Below are 19,711 nucleotides of genomic sequence, written 5' to 3' on the forward strand. Positions count from 1 at the left end.
AAAAGCCTAGTGCCGGACGTACAGCCGCAGCGTGACGTACCCGGTGATGGCGGAGATCACCATGGAGACGCCCAGCAGGATCGGCGCGACCGGGAACAGCAGCTCCAACGTGGTGATCTTCGGGAACACGTCGCCGGTGAACACCGCGTCCAGGAAGCTGACCTTCGTGATGACCAGCATGATGATCCCGAGGATCGCGCCGACCGCGCCGGCGACCACCGCCTCCAGCAGGAACGGTAGCTGCGTGTACCACCGCGTCGCGCCGACGAGCCGCATGATGCCGACCTCGGTGCGCCGGGTGAACGCGGACACCTGGATCGTGTTGGCGATCAGCAGCAGCGCGGCGATGGCCATGATGAGCGCGGCCCCGAAGGCCATGTTCCGGACGCCGTTGAAGGCGTTGAACACGCGGTCGAGGAACTTCTTCTGGTCGTCGACCTTCCGCACGCCCGGCTTGGCGCCGTACTCCTGCACGATCGACTCGCTGCGGTCCGGGTCCTTCAGCTTCACGTGCAGCGACGCGGGCAGCGACTCCGGCCCGGTCAGCTGGATGAGCTCCGGCTGGCTCTCGAAGATCTTCTTGAACCGGTCGAAGGCCTGGTCGCGATTCTCGAACACGACCGACTCGACACCGTCGTTGCTCTGCAAGGACGAGCGCAGCGACTGGCACAGCGACTGCGTGCAGGTCTTGTCGTTGGCGCTGATGTCGTCGGTGAGGTAGACCGAAACCTCGACGTCGGCGAGGAAGTTGGACTTCATCTTGTCGATCGTGCGCACGGCCAGCAGGCCACCGCCGAGCATGGCGAGCGACACGGCCGTGGTCAGCATCATCGCGATGGTCATCGTGATGTTCCGGCGCAGGCCGGTGATTACCTCACTGAAGACGAAACTGGCACGCATGTCGGGGTCTGGTCCTTGGTGTCGGGGGCGTTGGCGGGGCGGAGAGTGCCGGAGTCAGCGACCGATGCCGTAGACGCCGCGGGCGTCGTCGCGGGTCACGCGGCCGAGCTGCAGCTCGACGACGCGGCGCCGCATGGAGTCCACGATGGAGTGATCGTGGGTCGCCATCAGGACGGTCGTGCCGGTGCGGTTGATCCGCTCCAGGAGCAGCATGATGTCCTGGCTGGTGTCGGGGTCCAGGTTCCCGGTCGGCTCGTCGGCGAGCAGCACCAGCGGCCGGTTGACGAACGCGCGCGCGATCGCGACGCGCTGCTGCTCACCACCGGAGAGCTCGTTGGGCAGCCGGTCCGCCTTGCCGTCGAGGCCGACGAGCTCCAGCACCTCGGGCACGACCTTCTTGATGGTCGGGGCGGGCTTGCCGATGACCTCGAGGGCGAACGCGACGTTCTCCGCGACCGTCTTGTTGGCCAGCAGGCGGAAGTCCTGGAACACGCAGCCGATGGTCTGGCGCAGGCGGGGAACCCGCCGGCGGGCCAGCTTGGCGACGTCGAAGTTCGACACCATCACGCGGCCCTTGCTCGGCGTCTCTTCACGCAGCAGGAGCCGGAGGAAGGTCGACTTCCCCGATCCCGAGGGACCGATGAGGAAGACGAACTCACCCTTTTCGATGTTGACGGACACCCGCTCGAGCGCGGGCCGCGTCGAGGTCTTGTAGACCTTGGAAACCTCTTCGAGCCGGATCACGATTCGGCATACTACCCACCGGTCTCGTGAAGCCCCGGTTGCCCGGTCCACCCGGGTGGAGCAAAGGGTGTTTGCGCACGGTGTGTAATGGGGTCGTACCCCCACCCCCGCGCCGGGGGCTCCGCCACCCGGACCCCCTAAAAGCCGCGGTGAGCGGTCGAGCGGACACCCCTTGCACCGATCAGACGGTCGCCGTCTGCTTCCGCCAGCGGATGCCGGCGTCGAGGAAGCCGTCGATGTCGCCGTCGAGCACCGCGGTCGGGTTGCCGACCTCGAACTCGGTCCGCAGGTCCTTGACCATCTGGTACGGGTGCAGCACGTACGAACGCATCTGGTTGCCCCAGCTGGAGCCGCCGTCCTTGAGCGCGTCCATCTCGGCGCGCTCTTCTTCCTTCTTGCGCAGCATCAGCCGGGCCTGGAGGACCTTCAGCGCGGCGGCCTTGTTCTGCAGCTGCGACTTCTCGTTCTGGCACGAAACGACGATCCCGGTCGGCAGGTGCGTGATGCGCACCGCGGAGTCGGTCGTGTTGACGCTCTGGCCGCCGGGGCCGGACGACCGGTAGACGTCGACCCGCATGTCCTTCTCCGCGATGTCGACGTGGTCGACCTCTTCGACCTCGGGCAGCACCTCGACGTGCGCGAACGACGTCTGGCGGCGGCCCTGGTTGTCGAACGGCGAGATCCGGACGAGCCGGTGGGTGCCCTGCTCGACCGAGAGGGTGCCGTAGACGTAGGGGGCGGTCACCTTGAACGTCGCCGACTTGATGCCCGCCTCTTCGGCGTAGGAGATGTCGTAGACGTCGGTCGGGTAGCCGTGGCGCTCGGCCCAGCGCAGGTACATGCGAAGCAGCATCTCGGCGAAGTCCGCGGCGTCGACGCCACCGGCCTCGGAACGGATGGTGACGACGGCGTTGCGGTCGTCGTACTCGCCGGAGAGCAGGGTGCGGACCTCGAGGCCGTCGATGGCCTTGCCCAGGTCGGTCAGCTCACCTTCGGCCTCGCCCATGCTGCCAGCGTCGCCCTCGTCCCCAGCGAGCTCGTACAGCACGCCCAGGTCGTCGAGCCGCTGGCGCAGTTCGCTGACCCGGCGCAGCTCGGTCTGCCGGTGGGACAGCTGGCTGGTGACCTTCTGCGCTGCCTCCGGGTCGTCCCAGAGGTTGGGGCTCGAAGCCTGCTGCTCGAGATCGGCCACCTGGGCGCGCAGCGCATCCAGGTCCATCACCGACTCGATCTGCGTCAGCTTGCCGGTCAGGTCCCTCAGTGCCGCGTCGAACTCATCACTCACGTTTGTCGAGGTTACGGCAAAACCCACGACCGGTCGCGAGGACCGGTCGTGGGGGCGCGAACCTCAGGCCGCGGGGATGGCGTCGAGCAGCTTCAGCGCGGCCTTGGCCTGAGCTTGGGCGAACTCGGCGACGGCCTTCTCGTACGGCCCGTCGGCGGCCTTGGTGGCCGCCTTCGCGTCGTCGAGCTGCTGGCCGTAGCTCGTCCGGGCCGACTCGAGCAGCAGCTGGCGCTGCTTCGCGGTCAACGACGCCGCGTGCACGAGCCGCAGGATGAGCGGGCTGCGCAGGTGGTCGGGACCGGCCTCGGACGTCAGCCAGGCCTTGAAGGCCTTCTTGCCGGCGGCGGTGATCAGGTACTGCTGGCTGGAGCGCGGGCCCTGCTTGCCGAGCCGGACGAGACCTTCTTTGGACAGCGCCGGGAGCTCCCGGTACACCTGGCTGCGGGTGACGCTGAAGAAGGCGCCGAATCGCTCACCCGCTCCCGCGACGAGCTGCCCGCCGGTGGCGGGACCGTCGTGGAGCAGACCGAGCAGGGCGGCGGCTGTTGCATTCAATTCGGACACGTTCCCTAGATTCCCACTTATCGGCCGCTGTGTCCACAGTGGTCAGCGGATCTGTCCATTGTGGCTAGTGAGATCCCCTCGTTCGGCCCAATGCGACCAGGTCCACTGTGGACCGCGGACACGCTGTGCAACCACGTGGGCGGCACTTTGGTCCAACCAGCCGCACGCGAGCCGCCCCGACGCCGCCAGGCAGGTGAGTTCGCCGGGCGGTCCTCCCCGGCTTGGCCGACTCCGGACACGCACCGCAACCACCCGGAAACAATGCCCGAATCACGAGATTCGTAGCCGAAGGCGACCACGACGGGGGATCCCAGGGGGTGGAGCCCCTTTGGCGGGGGTTTGGGGGTTCGACCCCCAATTCAATGCGAAAGAGGCCCGTGTTCGCATATTCTGCGAACACGGGCCTCTGCCTCTGTAGCGGGGACAGGATTTGAACCTGCGACCTCTGGGTTATGAGCCCAGCGAGCTACCGAGCTGCTCCACCCCGCGCCGTTGTGGTACTTGAATAGATTACACGGGGTGGCTACCGGGTTTACACCGGGGTGCACAAAGCGGCTGACCAGGCATTACCGGGTTTCGAGCCACTGACGGGCTCCACTGAGGACCATCGAGAGCCCGTCCTCGAACCGCGAGCCGACGTCGGCGAGGAGGTCCCCCGCCGCCTCGCTGCGGTAGCGCTCGTCCAGCTCGCCGGGCTTCGGGTAGACGGCCTGCTCCTCGATGGTGAAGCCGACGACGTAGCTGTACACGGTGAACAGCGCCTGGGCCGCCCGGCGTTCGTCCAGCCCGGCCTCGATGCTCCGCCGCAGCGGGCTCGGCCCGACCAGGCCGGTGTCCCCGAGGTAGGTGCCGGCGAAGACCTTCCCGCCGTCGCGATGGGACAGCATCATCCGGCGCAGCGCCCGCGCGCCGTGCGCGATGGCCTCCCACTCCCCCAGCGAGTCCGGCGGCCGCCGGTCCTCGGCCGAATCGGCGTACATCTGCGTCGCCATCTCGTCGAGCAGCTCCTGCTTGTTCTTCAGGTGCCAATAGAGCGCCGGCGCCTTGACGCCGAGGTCGGTGGCGATCAGCCGCAGCGTGAGCCCGTTGAGACCGACCTCGTTGAGCACCTTCAGCCCCGAACGCGCGATGTCCTGCCTGGTCAAGGCCATGATTTCGATTCTCCTCGGGGTACCGGCTTGACAATTTAACGATGTTAAGGGCATCCTCGGGTCGGGTCAATTTAACGTTGTTAAGGAGCTGGGGATGAACGAGCTGACCGCGGACGTGGTCGTCGCCGGGGCGGGGCCGACCGGGCTGATGCTGGCGAACGAGCTGGCGCTGGCGGGGGTGGACGTCGTGGTGCTGGAACGCCTGGCGGTCCGGACCGGACTGTCGAAGGCCCTGAACCTGCAGCCGCGCACGGCGGAGGTACTGGATCTCCGCGGCCTGCTGGGCCGGGCAGAGCAGCGGTCGTTCGCGACTGTCGCGGACGGACACTTCTCGGTGATCCCGGTGCGCTACACCGGCTGGGACACGCGGCACCCGTACCAGGTGGGCATCCCGCAGGCGCAGGTCGAAGCGGCGCTGGAGGAGCGGCTGGCCGAGCAGGGCGTGAAGGTGCTGCGCGGCCACGAGCTCACCGGCTTCGAGCAGGACGACGCCGGCGTGACGGTCACGGCCGGCGACCTCCGGGTGCGCGCGGCCTACCTGGTGGGCTGCGACGGCGGCCGCAGCGTCGTGCGCAAGGCCCTGAACCTGCCGTTCGAAGGCATCGAGGGGCGCGGCCACGGCGTCTCGGCGGACGTCCTGTTCCGCACGACCCCGCCGGGCGCGCCGACGGAGTGGCGGTCGATGGGGAACATGGTGACGTCGCTCAGCCCGGGCAAGTTCGTCGGCCTGATCCCGCTGGGCGAGCCGAACCTGTACCGCCTCAGCTACGGCGACCGGCTGAACCGCCCGGAGAACCTCCGAACGGAGGTCCCGGAGGAGGAAGTCCGCGCGGCGATCCGCGAACGCTTCGGCGCCGAAGCGGAGATCGAGGAGATCCGCTGGGTGTCGCGCTTCTCGGACGACAGCCGTCTGGTGGCGAAGTACCGGGTGGGCCGGGTGCTCCTGGCGGGCGACGCGGCGCACATCCACTTCCCGGCCGGCGGCCAGGGTCTGAACCTGGGTGTCCAGGACGCGATGAACCTGGGCTGGAAGCTGGCGGCCGAGCTGCGCGGCCGGGCGCCGGCCGGCCTCCTGGACACGTATGAGGAAGAGCGTCGCGCGGTGGCGAACGGGGTCCTGCAGAACGTGGCGGCGCAGAACGCCCTGATTCCCCTGACCCCGGACCAGCTGGCCCTGCGAGCCCTGTTCCGCGACCTGACGGCGCTCCCGGAGGTCCAGCGCAAGCTGTCGGGAATGGTCTCGGGCCTGGACATCCGCTACGGACCGGACGAAAGCCACCCGGCGACGGGAGCGCGTCTCCCGGACTTCCCGCTGGGCGAAGGGTTCGCGAGCGACTTGTTCCACAGTGGAAAGTTCGTCCTGCTGACGAAAACCCCGGCGTTCCCGCCCCACGCGGAGGTAGTCGTAGCGGAAGTACCAGAGCTACCCTGGCCCGACCTGACACGAATCCTCGTCCGCCCGGACGGTTACGTAGCAAGCACAACAGCATCCACAGCAGCCTGGTTAAAGAACTGAGGCGACCACGCGCCGGGGGGTCCAGGGGGGCGGAGCCCTCCCTGGCGGGGGTCTGGGGGTTCGACCCCCAGGGGGAAATGCGAAGGAGGCGCGGCCAGCGCTTTCCGCTGGCACACGCCTCCTACATCCGTAGCGGGGACAGGATTTGAACCTGCGACCTCTGGGTTATGAGCCCAGCGAGCTACCGAGCTGCTCCACCCCGCGTCGTGATACCTACCTTACGCCCTGGTTTCCAGGGGGTGCAAAGCAGGTACCCCGAAGGTAAGAGACGTCACCCTCCCGGCTGGGTGCTGGACGGCGGAGTGCTGGTCCCGGGCGCCGCGGTCTTGGCCGCTTCGTACGCCCTGGCCGCCGCGTCCAGTGCCGCCAGAGCCGCGCCCTGGTCCGTGAAGTTGCCCGACTGCTGAGCCGCCCGGAGCTTGGCGAGGGCGGACTGGATGTCCGTCACGGCCTTGTCCAAAGCCGCGTTGCCTCCGCTGGTGTTCGGTGGCGTCGTGGTCGGCGCGGTCGGGGTCGTCGTCGGCGACGTCGGGGTCGTGGGCTGTCCCGCCTGGGGTGGCGTGGTCGTCGCCTCGCCGGTGCCGGGGCCGAAGATCTGGTCGAGGGCTTCCTGCAGCGTCGCGCCGTAGCCGACCTTCGGCCCGTACGAGACGAGCACGCGGGCCAGCTGTGGATAGCTGTTCTGGTTGCGCTGCCGGATGTACACGGGCTCGACGTAGAGGAAGCCCTGCGCGACCGGCAGCGTGATCAGGTTGCCGTAGATCGGGATGACGTTGGGGTTGTTGAACAACGTCCGGTCCTGCGCCACCCGTGGATCGCTCTGGAACCGGTTCTGGACCTGGACCGGGCCGTCGACCTGCGTGGCTCCGGTGGCCGCGCTGGGGAGCTGGAGGACGCGGATCTTCCCGTAGTCGTTCGGATCCGAGGACACCGACATCCAGGACGCGAGGTACTGCCGCTGCAGACCGGTGAGCGAGCTGGTCAGCTGGAACGTCGGCTTGCTCTGGCCCGGGGTGTCGGCGAGGACGTAGTAGCCGGGCTGGTTGGCCGCGCCGGCCGCGGCCGGGTTGGAGCCGCCTTCGGCCGTCGGGTCCTGCGGGACGCTCCAGAAGGCCTGCTGCGAGTAGAACTCCTGCGGGTTGCTGACGTGGTAGCGCGACAGCAGCTCACGCTGGATCTTGAAGAGGTCCTCGGGGTAGCGGAAGTGGGACCGCAGGTCCGGCGAGATCTCGGAGCTCGGCTTCACGAGCCCGGGGAAGACCTTCTCCCACGCGTTGAGGACCGGTTCCTTGTCGTCGATCGAGTACAGGTTGACCGAGCCGTTGAAGGCGTCGACGGTGGCCTTGACCGAGTTGCGGATGTAGTTGATGGAGCTGTTGTTCTGGCGGGCGACGCCGTTGAGCGAGTCGTTGGTGGCCGCGCCGAGCTGCGTCTGCTGCGAGTACGGGAAGTTGTTGATCGTGGTGTAGCCGTCGATGATCCACTGGATCTTGCCGTCGACGACCGCGGGGTACGGGTCGCCGTCGAGGGTCAGCCACGGCGCGACCTTGCTGACGCGGTCGCGCGGGTCGCGGTTGTACATGATCTTCGAGTTGTCGCCGATGGCATCGGAGAACAGGATGTTGCGTTCGCCGTACTCGGCCGCGAAGGCCAGGCGGTTGAACCAGTTGTCGACCGAGACGCCGCCGGTGCCCTTGTAGGTGTAGCGGTCGGTGGCGGTGTCGTACTCGCCGGGCGCGTTGCCGGTGGTGCCGCCGACGATGGCGTAGTCGGAGTCCGCGGCGGACAGCTCGCCGTAGTAGATGCGGGGTTCCTTGACTTCGATGCCGGGCTGGCCCGTGCCGGACGAGCCGGCACCGGAGGGGTTCTGGGTGTCGCTGGTGGTGGCGATCGGGTAGCCGCCGTCGGAGTTGGCGTCCTTGACCGCGCGGTCGATCGTGTTGGCGGGCGCGGCGACGAAGCCGTTGCCGTGGGTGTAGACGAGGTGCTTGTTGATCCAGCTGGTCTGGTTGCCGGTCAGGCCTTCGGTCTTGATCTCCTTGGCGGCGACGATGTAGTCCTGCGTGGTGCCGCCGACGGTGTAGCGGTCGATGTCGAGCTTGGCCGGGAAGCCGTAGAAGTTCTCGCGGCCGACGCGCTGGGTGAAGGTGTCGGAGAGGATGTTCGGGTCGAGCAGCCGGATGTTCGACATCGTCCCGGTGTCGACCTTGAGCTGGTCCTCCGTGGCGGTGGAGCTGCCGGTGTAGGGCTGGTACTGGACGTCGGTGAGGCCGAACGCCTTGCGGGTGGCGTCCATGTTGCGCCCGATGGACGTCGCTTCCTTCTCGTTCGCGTTGGGCTTCACCGAGAACTGGTCGAGGATCGCGGGCCACGCGACGCCGACGAGGATGCTCGACAGGATCAGCAGCACGAGGGCGATCGCCGGCAGCTGCAGGTTGCGCAGGAAGGCACCGGCGAAGAACGCGATCGCGCAGATCACCGAGATGCACAACAGGATCAGCTTGGCGGGCAGGACCGCGTTCAGGTCGGTGTAGGTGGCCCCGATGAACAGCGGCGCGCCGCGGTCGGACAACAGCAGGTTGTACCGGTCCAGGAAGTACTCGGCGGCCTTCAGGAGCACGAAGAGGCCGACGGTGATGGCGAGCTGCGCGCGGGTCGGGCCGGCGAGCTGCCCGCCCTTGCCGGCCAGCCGGATGCCGCCGAAGACGTAGTGCGAGATCAGCGCGCCGAAGAAGGAGACGACGACGGTGATGAACAGCCAGCCGAGCAGCCAGTTGTAGAACGGCAGGCTGAAGGCGTAGAAGCCGACGTCGTTGCCGAACTCGGGATCGGTCTGGCCGAACGAGGTGCCGTTGAGGAACAGCTGCACGACCTGCCAGTCGCCCTGGGCGGACAGGCCGGCGATGAGGCCGGTGAGCACCGGGATCCCGATGCCGAAGAGACGGATGCGCGCGACGATCGCGGACCGGTAGCGGGCCAGCGGGTCGTCGGCGCCGGAGATCGGCACGAACACCGGGCGGCTGCGGTAGGCGATCATCAGGCTGATCGCGAGCGCCCCGCCGACCAGCAACCCGACCGCGAAGAACAGGATGACGCGGGTGACGACCTGCGTCGTGAACACCGAACGCGCGCCGACCTCTCCGAACCACAACCAGTCGACGTACGTGTCGAGCAAGCGGGCTCCGAGCAGGAGCGCCAGCACGATCACCGCGGCGATGATGAGGAGGATCCGGCTCCGCCGGGACAGCTTCGGCAGGCTCACCGGGGGCCGAGTCGCCACGGTGCACGCTCCTGTCATTCGTCAGCACTTGAACAGGGGCGCACGCGCCCCCTGATTCCCTAACTCTACGGATGCCGCGGGAAGTTCCCGGGACCCGCCCGAATCGGACTCGCGGCGTGGTCGCGCGGACCGGCCGGAGAGCCTTGTCCGGCCGTCGCCCGCCACCTGGCTCCGGCGCAGACCCGCGTCCGGCGTCCGGGGCGTGGCGGGTTGACCAGGACCAGGCTCTGACACGATGGGCGCATGGAACCGCAGCAGGCCGGCGTGGCCGCTCTCGCGCGCGAGATCGAAGACTTCATGGCCGCGAACGGCTGGGACCAGCCGCCGCAGCTGTTCGCGCTGGTGCCGACGGCGGCGCTGCTGGACGAGCAGCCGGAGCTGGCCGGGCAGCTCGACCGGGCGAACCCGCTGACACCGGTCGCGCAGGAAGCGCTGCCCGATGGCGACCTCGCCGAGGCGCTGGCCCGGATCGCGTGGCCCGATCTGGTGATCGGGTGCGCGCTGGCGCAGGAGATCATCGTGCTGCCGCCGGGCTCGGAGTCGGAGCTGCCGGACGTCGCGGAGGCCGACGCCGAGAGCCTGCGCCGCGCGGCCGCCGACCACCCGCAGCGGACGGAGGCCCGGCTGGTGGCCGCGGTCCTGCGCGAGGGCAACGGCGCGTGCGTCATGCGGCTGCGCGGCATCGGGACGGCCGAGGGCGCCGACGAGTCGGTCGACGAGATCGTCGAGAGCCCCGACCTCGCCCCGAACCTCCTCGAGGCCCTCAAGGCGACGCTCCTCCCCTAGCAGGACGCCGTCGGCCGGCCCGCCTTCAGGTTGGCCAGCTGCGCGAGCGCGTCGTCCAGTGTGGACACCTTGATGAGGTTGAGCCCGTCGGGCGCGGTGGTCTTGGCCTCGGCGCAGTTGTGCTCGGGCACCAGGAAGTCCGTGGCGCCGGCTTCGCGCGCGCCGACGACCTTGAACGAGATCCCGCCGATCGGGTCGACCTCACCGGTCTCGGTGATCTCGCCGGTGCCGGCGATGTGCCGCCCGCCCGCGATGTCGTCGCCCTTGAGCCGGTCGATGATCGCCAGGGTGAACATCAGCCCGGCCGACGGGCCGCCGACGTCCTGCAGGGAGATGTTGACGTTGAAGGGCGCCTCGGCGCGGTCGGTCGCGGTGAGGCCGATGAAGCCTTCCTTGCGGTCCGGGCGCGAGGCGAGCGTGAGCGGCACGGTCCGTTCCGGCTGCCCGTCCGACTGGAAGGTGATCTGGACGGTCTGGCCCGGCAGGGTGCCGGCCAGCGCGGCCCGGACGTCCGCGGCTTCGACGATCTTCTTGCCGTTCACCGTGATCAGCTTGTCGCCGGGGGCGAGCACGTGGTCGGCCGGGCTGCCGGAGACGATCTGCTTCGCCAGCACCTTGACCGGGTAGCCGAGCTCGCGCAGGGCGGCGACCTGGGCGTTCGACTGGGAGTCCTGCAGCTGCTGGATGTTCTCCTGCTTGACCTGTTCGTTCGTCTCGCCGGGCTTGAAGTACTCCTCGCGCGGCGCGAGCGCGTAACGGCCGCTGGCCCAGAAGCCGAGGCCCTGGAAGAGCGTGACGCCGTCGTGCAGCGAAACGGTCGTCATCCGCAGCTCGCCGGTCGTCGGGTGGGTCTCGTGACCGCTGACCTGGATGACCGGGTTGCCCGCGGCGTCGCGACCCAGCGTGTCGTAGGTCGGGCCGGGGCTGATGGCCACGAACGGCACCGGCACGACCAGCCCGAGCACCACGAAGACGAGGAACAGCGAGCCGCTGACCACGAGCGTCCACCCTCGGCGGGTCATCCGCCGGGCCTCGCCGGCGGCCTCGGCGCCGGGGTCCGGGCTGCTCTTCGCGGGCGCGGTCTGCTCGGAGGACTTGGTCACGACCGACAGCGTACGGTGACCGCGTTCGCTTCCCGGTGAAGGCCACGCACATGACGTGCTTCGGGCTTCCCGACCCGCGTACGGTGGACGCATGAGCAATCCCCCGTTCGGCTTCGGACCTTCCGATCCCGACAAACGAGGTGAGAACGACCCCTCGGAGCCGTCCGGTGCCGAGGCCTTCAACCAGCTCGGGCAGATGCTGAGCCAGCTGGGCCAGATGCTCAGCCAGGCCGGTACTTCCAGCGGGCCGGTGAACTACGACCTCGCCAAGCAGATCGCCCTCCAAAGCCTCGGCAGCGCCGGCAACACCGGCGAAAGCCGCCTCGGCTTCTCCGGTGGAGACGACTCGAACGCCGCCGTCCGCGACGCCGCCCACCTCGCCGAGCTGTGGCTCGACGCGGGCACCCAGTTCCCGGCCGGCGCGACGTCGGCGGTCGCCTGGTCGCCGCGCACCTGGGTCGAGAAGACGCTCCCGACGTGGCAGCGGCTGTGCGACCCGGTCGCCCGCCAGGTGTCCGGCGCCTGGATGGAAGCGCTGCCCGCGGAAGCCAAGGAAGCCGCCGGCCCGCTGCTGCAGATGATGGGGCAGATGGGCGGGATGGCCTTCGGGTCCCAGCTGGGCCAGGCCCTGGCCCAGCTCGCGCAGGAGATGCTGACGGCGTCCGAGATCGGCCTGCCCCTGGCCCCGGCCGGGACGTCGGCGCTGCTGCCGGCGAACATCGAGAAGTTCGCCGCGGGCCTGGAGCTGCCGAACAGCGAGATCCTGGTGTTCCTGGCCGCGCGCGAGGCCGCGCACCAGCGGCTGTTCACGCACGTGCCGTGGCTGCGGCAGCGCCTGCTGGCGACGGTCGAGGAGTTCGCGCACGGCATCTCGGTGGACACGTCCGCGCTCGAGTCCCTGGCCGGCCGGATCGACCCGGCCAACCCGGCGAGCATCGAAGAGGCCATGTCGTCGGGGCTGCTGGAGCCCCAGACGACGGACGAGCAGAAGGCGGCGCTTCGGCGTCTCGAGACGCTGCTCGCCCTGGTCGAGGGCTGGGTCGACGTGGTGGTGGCCGACGCGGTCGGCGACCGGTTGCCCGGAGCGGACGCGCTGCGCGAGACGCTGCGCCGCCGCCGCGCGACGGGCGGCCCGGCGGAGCAGACGTTCGCGACGCTGGTCGGCCTGGAGCTGCGCCCCCGCCGCATGAGGGACGCGTCGAACCTGTGGAAGCTGGTGGGCGACCGCCACGGGGTCGAGAAGCGCGACGGCCTGTGGTCCCACCCGGACCTGATGCCGACGGCGGAGGACCTGGACGAGCCGATCGACTTCGCGGACCGCGTCGGCGAGACGGGCTCGCTGGACGACCTGGACCCGATCGCGGAGCTGGAGCGCACGCAGCAGTCGGAGCAGTCGGAACGCTCCGAGCGCGAGCAGAAGAGCAAGGACACCCCGCCCGAGGAGGGCGAGACCCCGGCGTAGACCGGGTCGTCTTCGGAAAGCCGGTGCTCCGCGGAAGCGGGCCACCGGCTTTCCGCTTTCGTCGGCCACCCCTCGATCGCGCCGACCGGTCGTTTGCCGGTCGCCGACCCCTCGAGCGCCCGCGCCCCCACCCTTCCCCTCCCACCGGCGGCCTGTAAAGGCAACCGGGGGCGACCCGGAACCGCAGGTCACCCCGGCCGCCGTCACCCGCTCAACACTCGGTGTCGATCCCCCACCCGGCGGCGGCCGCCAACCCCTCGAGGTATCCCATCGCCCGCTCGGTCTTCGGGTACTTCCGCACCAGCGTCCAGAACGCCGCGTCGTGGCCGGGCTCGCGCAGGTGCGCCAGCTCGTGCACCAGCACGTAGTCCAGCACCCAGGGCGGGACCTTCCGCAGCCGGTCGCTGACCCGGATGGTCGCGTCGACCGGTGTGCAGGACGCCCACCGCGTGCGCATCGGCGGCACCCAGCGGACGCTCGCCGGCACCGCGGTGCCGCCCAGGTACTTGCCCGACAGCAGCGCGCAGCGCGCCAGCAGGGCTTCGTCCGACGTCTTCGGGGACGCCGGCCGTCGTGGTTCCGAGCGCTGCAGCTTGCGCTCCATCTCGGCGACCCAGTGTTTCTCCTCCGCCCTGGTCATCCGCGCGGGGATGAGGACGATGAGCGTGTCGTCCTTCCAATACGCGGTGACCGTCCGGTGCCGGCGCTGGCTGCGCCGCACTTCGACCCTGTGTCCGGGTGTGTCCGACGGGGGGTTCGTTTCCCCCCGGCCTCTCAGTGAAGGCATCTGTGCTTCGACCACCCGACAACGGTAAGGCCCGGCACCGACAACTCCGAGCGCATTGAGGTCACAGAGCCGAGTTGTCCACAGCCCCTTCTCCTTGTGGACAACTCGGCCGATCCGGCGCCTTCCCGGGCTCGATCGACGCCGCCGGGTGCCATCCTGCGGACATGATCCTCTCCACCGCGGACATGCCACCGGTCCTCCTGCCGGCCCATCCCGCCCTGCTCCCGGGCATCACGGTGCTCGAACGCGCCCCGCGCGAGATCCAGATCGGCCTCGACCCGCGCCACGGCGTGATCGTCGAAGGCCTGCCACCCGGACTCGTCACCCGGCTGCGGAAACTCGACGGCAGCAAGCCCGTCGAGCGGCTTCTGCTCGCCGAGAGCGAACACCGCGATCAGCTGCGGACGCTCCTCCGGCAGCTGACCGCGCTCGGCCTGATCACCGACGCCGGGCGCCCGGACGGCCCGGGTCTCCGCGCCGAAACCGGCCTCTGGTCCCTGCGGGCCCGCCACCACCAGACCGCCCTGAGCGACCGGCGCCGCGCCACCGCGGTCACGGTCCACGGCGACGGCCGGGTGGCGGTCGCCGTCGCGGTGCTGCTGGCCAACGCCGGGATCGGGCACGTCGAGCTGGAGCTGCCCGGCACGGTGACCGAGCACGACCTGGGCACCGGCTTCACCGAAGCCGACCTGGGCCGGTCCCGGCGCCACGCCCTCGGCGACCTGCTCCGCCGCGTCGATCCCGAGGTCCGCGTCACCCGCCTGCACGACCGTTATCCGGAGCTGGCGCTGCTCACCGACGCCGTCGTCCCGGCGCCGGAAGTCGTCGCCGAATTGATGGAGGACGGCGTCCCGCACATGGCCGTCCGCGTGCGCGACGGGACGGGCATCGTCGGGCCGCTGGTCCTCCCGGGCCGCAGTTCCTGCCTGCGCTGCGCCGACCTGCACCGCACCGACCTCGACCCGTGCTGGCCGCGCGTCGCCGGGCAGCTGACCGGCCGGCACCAGCGGCCCGACCTCGGAGCGGTCCACGCCTGCGCGTCGCTGGCCGTCGCGCAGGCCATGCGGCTGCTCTCCCCCGCCCAGCCACCGCCGCCGGCCTGGAACGCGACCCTCGAGATCGACGCCTTCGACGGCCGCATCCGCCACCGCGGCTGGCCCCCGCACCCGCGGTGCGGCTGTGGCGCTCCGGCGCCGCAACAGGAGACGTAGGCCACTAAGTCGTCGTGAGCAGGCTGCGCGACGCCGAGGTCGCAAGGCAGAATCGCGGAGGTGACCGACTTCCGCGACCCAGGCGATCGTGACCCCGCGATGCCGCGCAAGGGTGCTGCCCGTACCGCCAAGCTCGCCAGTCTGCCGCTCGGGATCGCCGGCCGGGCGGTCGGCGGGTGGGGCAAGCGGCTGGCCGGCCAGAGCGCGGAGCAGGTCAACGCGACGCTCTCCGCGAAGGCCGCCGAGCAGCTGTTCGAGGTGCTCGGCACGCTCAAGGGCGGGGCGATGAAGTTCGGCCAGGCGCTGAGCGTGTTCGAGGCGGCGGTGCCGGACGACATGGCGAAGCCGTACCGCGAGGCGCTGACGAAGCTGCAGGCCGCGGCGCCGCCGATGGCGGTCCGGCAGACCCACCGCGTGCTCGCCGAGCAGCTGGGCCGCACCTGGGCCAGCCGGTTCGCCTCGTTCGACGACGAGCCGGCGGCGGCCGCGAGCATCGGCCAGGTGCACCGTGCGGTCTGGCACGACGGCCGCGAGGTCGCGGTCAAGGTGCAGTACCCGGGCGCCGACGAGGCGTTGCGCAGCGACCTGCGGCAGCTGCAGCGGTTCAGCAGGCTGTTCCAGGCGTTCGTGCCCGGCACGGAGGTCAAGCCGCTGCTGGCCGAGCTCGCCGAGCGCATGAACGAGGAGCTCGACTACCAGGCCGAGGCCCAGCACCAGCGCACCTTCGCGAAGGCGTTCGAGGGCGATCCCGGCATCCTGGTGCCGCGCGTGGTCGCCAGTGCGCCGAAGGTCGTGGTGACGGAGTGGGTGACCGGCACGCCGTTGTCGAAGGTCATCGCGGACGGCGACCGCGAAACGCGGAACCTGGCGGGCCGGCTGCTGGCGGAGTTCCACTACTCGTCCCCCGAACGCGTCCACCTGCTGCACTCGGACCCGCACCCGGGCAACTTCATGATCACCGCCGACGACCGGCTGTGCGTCATCGACTTCGGCGGCGTGGCCCGGCTGCCCGACGGCATCCCCCGCCACCTGGGCGAGATGACGCGGCTGGCCCTCGACGGCGAGTCCGCCGGGCTGATGCGCCTGCTGCGGGAGAACCGGTTCATCCGGCCGGACAGCGACCTGGCCGCGGACGAAGTGCTCGCGTACCTGGCGCCGTTCACCGAGCCACTGGCGGAGCCGATGTTCCACTTCACGCGCAAGTGGATGCAGAAGCAGGCGTGGCGCGTCGGCGACAGCCGCGGCAACGACTTCCGGGTCGGGCGGTCGCTCAACCTGCCGCCCGAATACTTGATGATCCACCGGGTGACGGCCGGGTCGACGGGCATCCTCTGCCAGCTCGACGCGGAGATCCCGGCACGCGGCATCGTGGAGCGCTGGCAGCCCGGGTTCGCCGCCTGAGTTGTCCACAGGCCGGGCCACCAACGGACGGATTCCGGCGAGTTGTCCACAGCTGCGGGGAACGGGGTTCCACCCGGTTGGCCGAGCCGCCATGCTCGGTTCATGACCGCTACTCAACGCACCGACGCTCTGGCCCTCGGTAACCCCGGCTCGTGCGAGGTGATGAACCTCGAACAGTTGCGCAGGGCCGGGGTGTCCGACCGAAGAACCCGGCGGCTCTGCGGCCCCGGCGGGCCGTGGCGCCGCCTGCACCCCGGTGTCGTCCTGCTGCGCAACTGCGCCCCGACGCGGCGGCAGCTGCTGCACGCCGCTCTGGTGCGCTACGGCCCGCGGGTCGTGATCACGGGCGCCGACGCACTGCGGGCCCACGGCGTGAAGTGCCCGGCAGACGACGAAATCCGGCTGCTGGTGCCCAACCACTGCCGGGTGGCGGCGTGCGACGGCGTCAGCGCGGCACGCACGGCCCGGCTGCCGGCGCCGGTGGAGGTGGACGGCCTGCCGTTCGCGCCGCCGCCCCGGGCGGCGCTCGACCTGGCGAGGTCCGAGCCCGACCCGGCACGGATCCGCCACCTGCTGACGCTCCCGCTCTACTGGGGCCTGTGCGACCGGCAGGAGCTGCTGACGGAGCTGGCCGAGGGGCCCCAGCGCGGCACGGCGGCGGTCCGGAAGGTCCTCCGCGAGCTGGACGAGGGGCCGATCCAGGCCCACGGCCTGGCCGTGCAGGCCCTGGACACGGCGCGTCTCCCACCGCCGGTCTGGGACGTGACGATCTGCGACCGCCGGGGCCGCCGCATCGGCGAGGCGGACGCGTGGTGGGACGAGATCGGCCTGGCCTGGCAGTACCGCTGCGGCCCCGGCACGGGCGGCTTCTCGCACCTGGCCCTGGCCGCGACGGGGATCGTCCTGGTCCGCTGCACGGTCCGCCAGCTGCGCCAGGTCCCCCGCGAGGTGGCGCGAGAGCTGGCCCAGGCCTTCGGCGAGGCATCCCGCACTCCACGTCCCAAGGTCCGAGCAGTCCCGATGACCCCGATCGGCGACGCGGCATGACCCCTACCGCCGGCGACGCGGAGTCACGCGTTCAGCCCATCCGGAGGGCTCGATTTTCGCGCACCCGTCACAGCCCGTCCGGAGGACGAAACTGTTTGTCCGCCAGGCCCGCGCGCCAGGCACACCACCCAGGCAACCGCATTCCTCAGGAGGGCCGATCGATCACCAGTACTCGTCGGGCAGCTTGCCTTCGATGTCCCGCACGTGCTGTCGCGCGCAGTCCGGGCACAGCCATCGCAGCCCGCCCCGCTCGCGGCTGGACACCCACGCGAGCGCCGTAGCCGGGTCCTCGTCCGCGCCGCGGGTGTGGCCGCACCGCGTGCACGCGACCGGCTCCGGCGCGCTCACGGGCGCCGTCCACTGTGGATCGCCTTGGCGCCGAACAGGAACAGGTCGTCGCGGCGGCCGAGGAAGTCCGGGCCGTCCGGCTCGGTCAGCGCGGCGACGGTGGCGCGATCATCGGCGTCGAGCCGGTCCCCGGCCGACTCGGCGAGCCACCCCACGCGATGCACCACGTACTCGCGCAGCAGGTCCGAACCCGGCATGGGATGGTCGATGAGCGCGCCGAACGACTCGACGTCCTCGAGCCCGGCCTCGCGCAGAGCGCGCGGCCAGCCGTAGGGCATGGCGACGCTGCCCGGAAGCCCGGCCCGCATTTCGGCGAACCATTCGGCCCGCGCGGCGAGCAGCCGTTGCTCCAACCCCGGCCGTCCCACCCCGACATCCCAAGGGAGGCACCGCATTTCGAGCCCACCCTCGCCAATGGCGAGTACCCCACCGGGACGCAGCAGCCCGGCGAGAGCGCGCAAGGCGGCCTGCTGGTCGCCGACGTGGTGCACGACGCCCGAGGCCCACACGAGGTCGGCGGCGGGCACCCGCTCGGCCAACCGCGGATCGGCGAGGTCTCCATGCACGCCGACGACCTCGACGTTCCCACCGGCGGCCTCGGTCACGGCCCGCCGCGCCTCGGCCAGCAGCGCGGGCGTGGCATCGAGGAGCACGACGGTGCCCCCATCGCCGCGGGCGAGCTCTCGCGCGAAGAGCACGCTCATCCCGCCGGCCCCGCACCCGACGTCGAGAAGCGTCGGCCGCCCGGGCACGCGGCCGAGCAACCGCCGCGCGACGGGCGCGAGCGCGCCCGCATCGAGCGAGTCGGCCATGCGCAGCTGAGCGAGGCGGTCCGCCCAGTCGATGTCGTCGTGGGTGTGTGCGGACATCGCCCCATTCAACACCAGCGAACGCGACCGGACAGCACCCGAAGGAGGCCGCCGGACCCATACCCGCAGGTCCGCGCCGGCTTCCCGGCCCGGCGGCGAACGTCCGACGCCACCGCGGCCGGGCAGCACGACGGCCCCCGCCGCCCGGAGGCGGCAGGGGCCCTGCGCTCAGTCCTGGTCCAGCTCGTACCGCTCCGCTCGCCGAGACGCCCATCGGGCTACCCGCGTCCAGCGGCGTACGGCACGCGCGCTACCTCGGGCCCGCTGGGCGCGGACCCCTTCCTCCAGATCCCGTATTCGGGCCCTGGACAGTTCTTCGTAAAGCAACATCTCGCTGATCTCCTCGATCTCGGTCTTCGTCAACTGCAGTTGCGGACGGCACATCCGCGCTTCGTGGTCCTTCGTGGTGACCGGTTCGACGCTCATGCGGCGGCGCTCCGGTGATCGCCGCCGGCCTTGGCCGCGACGGGCTCGACGGCAGCGTTCTTGCGCGGGCGGCCACGGGGCCGCTTGCGCGCGATCACGACACCGCGCTCGAAGATCTCGCCGCCCCAGACGCCCCACGGCTCGCGACGAGCCAGCGCGCCCGCCAGGCAGGCGTCGCGCACCGGGCAGTCGGCGCACTGCGCCTTCGCACGCTCGAGCTCGGCCGGGGACTCGGCGAACCACAGGTCCGCGTCGCCCGAACGGCAGGGCAGAGCCGCGTCCGGTACCGCGATGGGGTCGAGCAGGTCGGCGAATATTGCCTCACCCGAGGTGTAGGCGATGGCCGAAGACATGGCAGTTCCTCCTTGTGTCGTACGGGTTTTCGGTTGAGAGATGGAGCTGGGCAACGCTGTTCCTCTTGGGTTGTGCAGCCAAAAACACAAAGGCCGCGGATCCGGGTTCTCCGGTTCCGCGGCCTTCGTGAGCCTCTAGTCCTGACTAGGTCAGGAACTTCGCTCCCGTAGTGACAACGGAACACGGAACTGCTTGATGGTCGGCAGATCGGCCTGCGGGTACGCGGCGAGAACGCCCTGCGTCCCGAAGACGACGACACCAGTGGCCAAGCGCCGCTCGACGCGACGCATGCCACGGATCCCATGCGCGCTCACGGGCACACCGGTGCCCGGGCGCTGCGCAGCCGCAACTTCCGCGGCGCAGGACAGACGGGTGCCCGGGTTCGTGAGCGTCATAGTGATGGTCATTTCACCGGCACCTCCTTCTGTACTCTGCACACACGGCCGCCGAGCGGCGCTGCTACGTGGATCCCCAGTC

The 19,711-nt window shown here is 70.4% G+C and carries 19 protein-coding genes and 2 tRNA genes; 6 read left to right on the forward strand and 15 right to left on the reverse strand.

Annotated elements, in window-relative coordinates:
- Positions 1-6: 6 nt before the first annotated feature.
- From ftsX to AB0N03_RS12485, 6 genes are all read right to left on the reverse strand, one after another.
- Positions 7-900: a permease-like cell division protein FtsX gene (gene ftsX, locus AB0N03_RS12460; protein WP_364369547.1), complete on the reverse strand. Its 894-nt coding sequence runs from the start codon at positions 898-900 to the stop codon at positions 7-9.
- A 54-nt stretch (positions 901-954) separates the two neighbouring features.
- Complete coding sequence (gene ftsE / locus AB0N03_RS12465; RefSeq protein ID WP_364369550.1) at positions 955-1,644, reverse strand: cell division ATP-binding protein FtsE; 690 nt, start codon at positions 1,642-1,644, stop codon at positions 955-957.
- A gap of 181 nt (positions 1,645-1,825) precedes the next feature.
- Positions 1,826-2,929 (reverse strand): peptide chain release factor 2, encoded by a 1,104-nt coding sequence (gene prfB / locus AB0N03_RS12470; protein ID WP_364369553.1) that lies wholly within the window; start codon positions 2,927-2,929, stop codon positions 1,826-1,828.
- Positions 2,930-2,992: 63 nt separating this feature from the next.
- A complete protein-coding gene (locus AB0N03_RS12475) occupies positions 2,993-3,493 on the reverse strand; it encodes a helix-turn-helix transcriptional regulator (RefSeq protein WP_364369556.1) in 501 nt (166 codons plus the stop codon).
- 415 nt (positions 3,494-3,908) lie between these two features.
- Positions 3,909-3,982, reverse strand: a tRNA-Met gene (locus tag AB0N03_RS12480).
- A 77-nt stretch (positions 3,983-4,059) separates the two neighbouring features.
- Positions 4,060-4,644, reverse strand: a complete 585-nt coding sequence (locus AB0N03_RS12485) for a TetR/AcrR family transcriptional regulator C-terminal domain-containing protein (RefSeq protein ID WP_364369559.1) — start codon at positions 4,642-4,644, stop codon at positions 4,060-4,062.
- 94 nt (positions 4,645-4,738) lie between these two features.
- On the opposite strand from AB0N03_RS12485, the gene AB0N03_RS12490 reads away from it, so the two are divergent.
- The gene (locus AB0N03_RS12490; protein ID WP_364369562.1) at positions 4,739-6,160 is read left to right on the forward strand and encodes an FAD-dependent monooxygenase; all 1,422 of its coding nucleotides are present in this window, start codon (positions 4,739-4,741) and stop codon (positions 6,158-6,160) included.
- Between the two features lie 130 nt (positions 6,161-6,290).
- Here the strand turns inward: AB0N03_RS12490 and AB0N03_RS12495 are convergent.
- Together AB0N03_RS12495 and AB0N03_RS12500 are read right to left on the reverse strand one after the other, a co-directional pair.
- Positions 6,291-6,364: transfer RNA gene (locus tag AB0N03_RS12495), tRNA-Met, on the reverse strand.
- 67 nt (positions 6,365-6,431) lie between these two features.
- A complete protein-coding gene (locus tag AB0N03_RS12500; RefSeq protein ID WP_364369565.1) occupies positions 6,432-9,440 on the reverse strand; it encodes a UPF0182 family protein in 3,009 nt (1,002 codons plus the stop codon).
- Positions 9,441-9,683: 243 nt separating this feature from the next.
- Here AB0N03_RS12500 and AB0N03_RS12505 point away from each other — a divergent pair, with 243 nt between their 5' ends.
- Positions 9,684-10,226, forward strand: coding sequence for a PPA1309 family protein (locus tag AB0N03_RS12505; RefSeq protein WP_364369568.1), 543 nt, complete (start codon positions 9,684-9,686; stop codon positions 10,224-10,226).
- Here AB0N03_RS12505 and AB0N03_RS12510 read toward each other — a convergent pair.
- The gene (locus tag AB0N03_RS12510; RefSeq protein ID WP_364369571.1) at positions 10,223-11,329 is read right to left on the reverse strand and encodes a S16 family serine protease; all 1,107 of its coding nucleotides are present in this window, start codon (positions 11,327-11,329) and stop codon (positions 10,223-10,225) included. The genes AB0N03_RS12505 and AB0N03_RS12510 overlap by 4 nt on opposite strands.
- Before the next feature lie 91 nt (positions 11,330-11,420).
- On the opposite strand from AB0N03_RS12510, the gene AB0N03_RS12515 reads away from it, so the two are divergent.
- Entirely contained in the window at positions 11,421-12,791 is a 1,371-nt protein-coding gene (locus AB0N03_RS12515) for a zinc-dependent metalloprotease (protein WP_364369574.1), read from the forward strand.
- A 211-nt stretch (positions 12,792-13,002) separates the two neighbouring features.
- On the opposite strand, the gene AB0N03_RS12520 is transcribed toward AB0N03_RS12515, so the two are convergent.
- Complete coding sequence (locus AB0N03_RS12520; protein ID WP_364369576.1) at positions 13,003-13,512, reverse strand: M48 family metallopeptidase; 510 nt, start codon at positions 13,510-13,512, stop codon at positions 13,003-13,005.
- 230 nt (positions 13,513-13,742) lie between these two features.
- On the opposite strand from AB0N03_RS12520, the gene AB0N03_RS12525 reads away from it, so the two are divergent.
- The 3 genes from AB0N03_RS12525 (at position 13,743) to AB0N03_RS12535 (ending at position 17,237) form a co-directional block, all read left to right on the forward strand.
- A complete protein-coding gene (locus AB0N03_RS12525; protein ID WP_364369579.1) occupies positions 13,743-14,789 on the forward strand; it encodes a hypothetical protein in 1,047 nt (348 codons plus the stop codon).
- Between the two features lie 60 nt (positions 14,790-14,849).
- Positions 14,850-16,190, forward strand: a complete 1,341-nt coding sequence (locus AB0N03_RS12530; RefSeq protein WP_364369581.1) for an AarF/ABC1/UbiB kinase family protein — start codon at positions 14,850-14,852, stop codon at positions 16,188-16,190.
- A 162-nt stretch (positions 16,191-16,352) separates the two neighbouring features.
- Positions 16,353-17,237, forward strand: a complete 885-nt coding sequence (locus tag AB0N03_RS12535; RefSeq protein WP_364369660.1) for a hypothetical protein — start codon at positions 16,353-16,355, stop codon at positions 17,235-17,237.
- Positions 17,238-17,399: 162 nt separating this feature from the next.
- Here AB0N03_RS12535 and AB0N03_RS12540 read toward each other — a convergent pair whose 3' ends face one another.
- The 5 genes from AB0N03_RS12540 to AB0N03_RS12560 all read right to left on the reverse strand — a co-directional run bounded on the left by AB0N03_RS12540 (position 17,400) and on the right by AB0N03_RS12560 (position 19,641).
- Positions 17,400-17,585: a hypothetical protein gene (locus tag AB0N03_RS12540; RefSeq protein WP_364369584.1), complete on the reverse strand. Its 186-nt coding sequence runs from the start codon at positions 17,583-17,585 to the stop codon at positions 17,400-17,402.
- Positions 17,582-18,454, reverse strand: coding sequence for a methyltransferase (locus tag AB0N03_RS12545; protein WP_364369587.1), 873 nt, complete (start codon positions 18,452-18,454; stop codon positions 17,582-17,584). Before AB0N03_RS12545 ends, AB0N03_RS12540 begins: the two co-directional genes overlap by 4 nt.
- Positions 18,455-18,622: 168 nt before the next feature.
- Positions 18,623-18,880, reverse strand: a complete 258-nt coding sequence (locus AB0N03_RS12550) for a hypothetical protein (protein ID WP_364369590.1) — start codon at positions 18,878-18,880, stop codon at positions 18,623-18,625.
- Entirely contained in the window at positions 18,877-19,233 is a 357-nt protein-coding gene (locus AB0N03_RS12555; RefSeq protein ID WP_364369593.1) for a WhiB family transcriptional regulator, read from the reverse strand. The genes AB0N03_RS12550 and AB0N03_RS12555 overlap by 4 nt, the downstream gene beginning before the upstream one ends.
- A 150-nt stretch (positions 19,234-19,383) precedes the next feature.
- Positions 19,384-19,641 carry a hypothetical protein gene (locus tag AB0N03_RS12560; protein WP_364369596.1) on the reverse strand — a complete coding sequence of 86 codons (258 nt, stop codon included), beginning with the start codon at positions 19,639-19,641 and terminating at the stop codon, positions 19,384-19,386.
- Positions 19,642-19,711 lie beyond the last annotated feature (70 nt).

It is taken from the genome of Amycolatopsis sp. NPDC051061, from assembly GCF_040682935.1.
In the GTDB taxonomy this organism is placed as follows: domain Bacteria; phylum Actinomycetota; class Actinomycetes; order Mycobacteriales; family Pseudonocardiaceae; genus Amycolatopsis.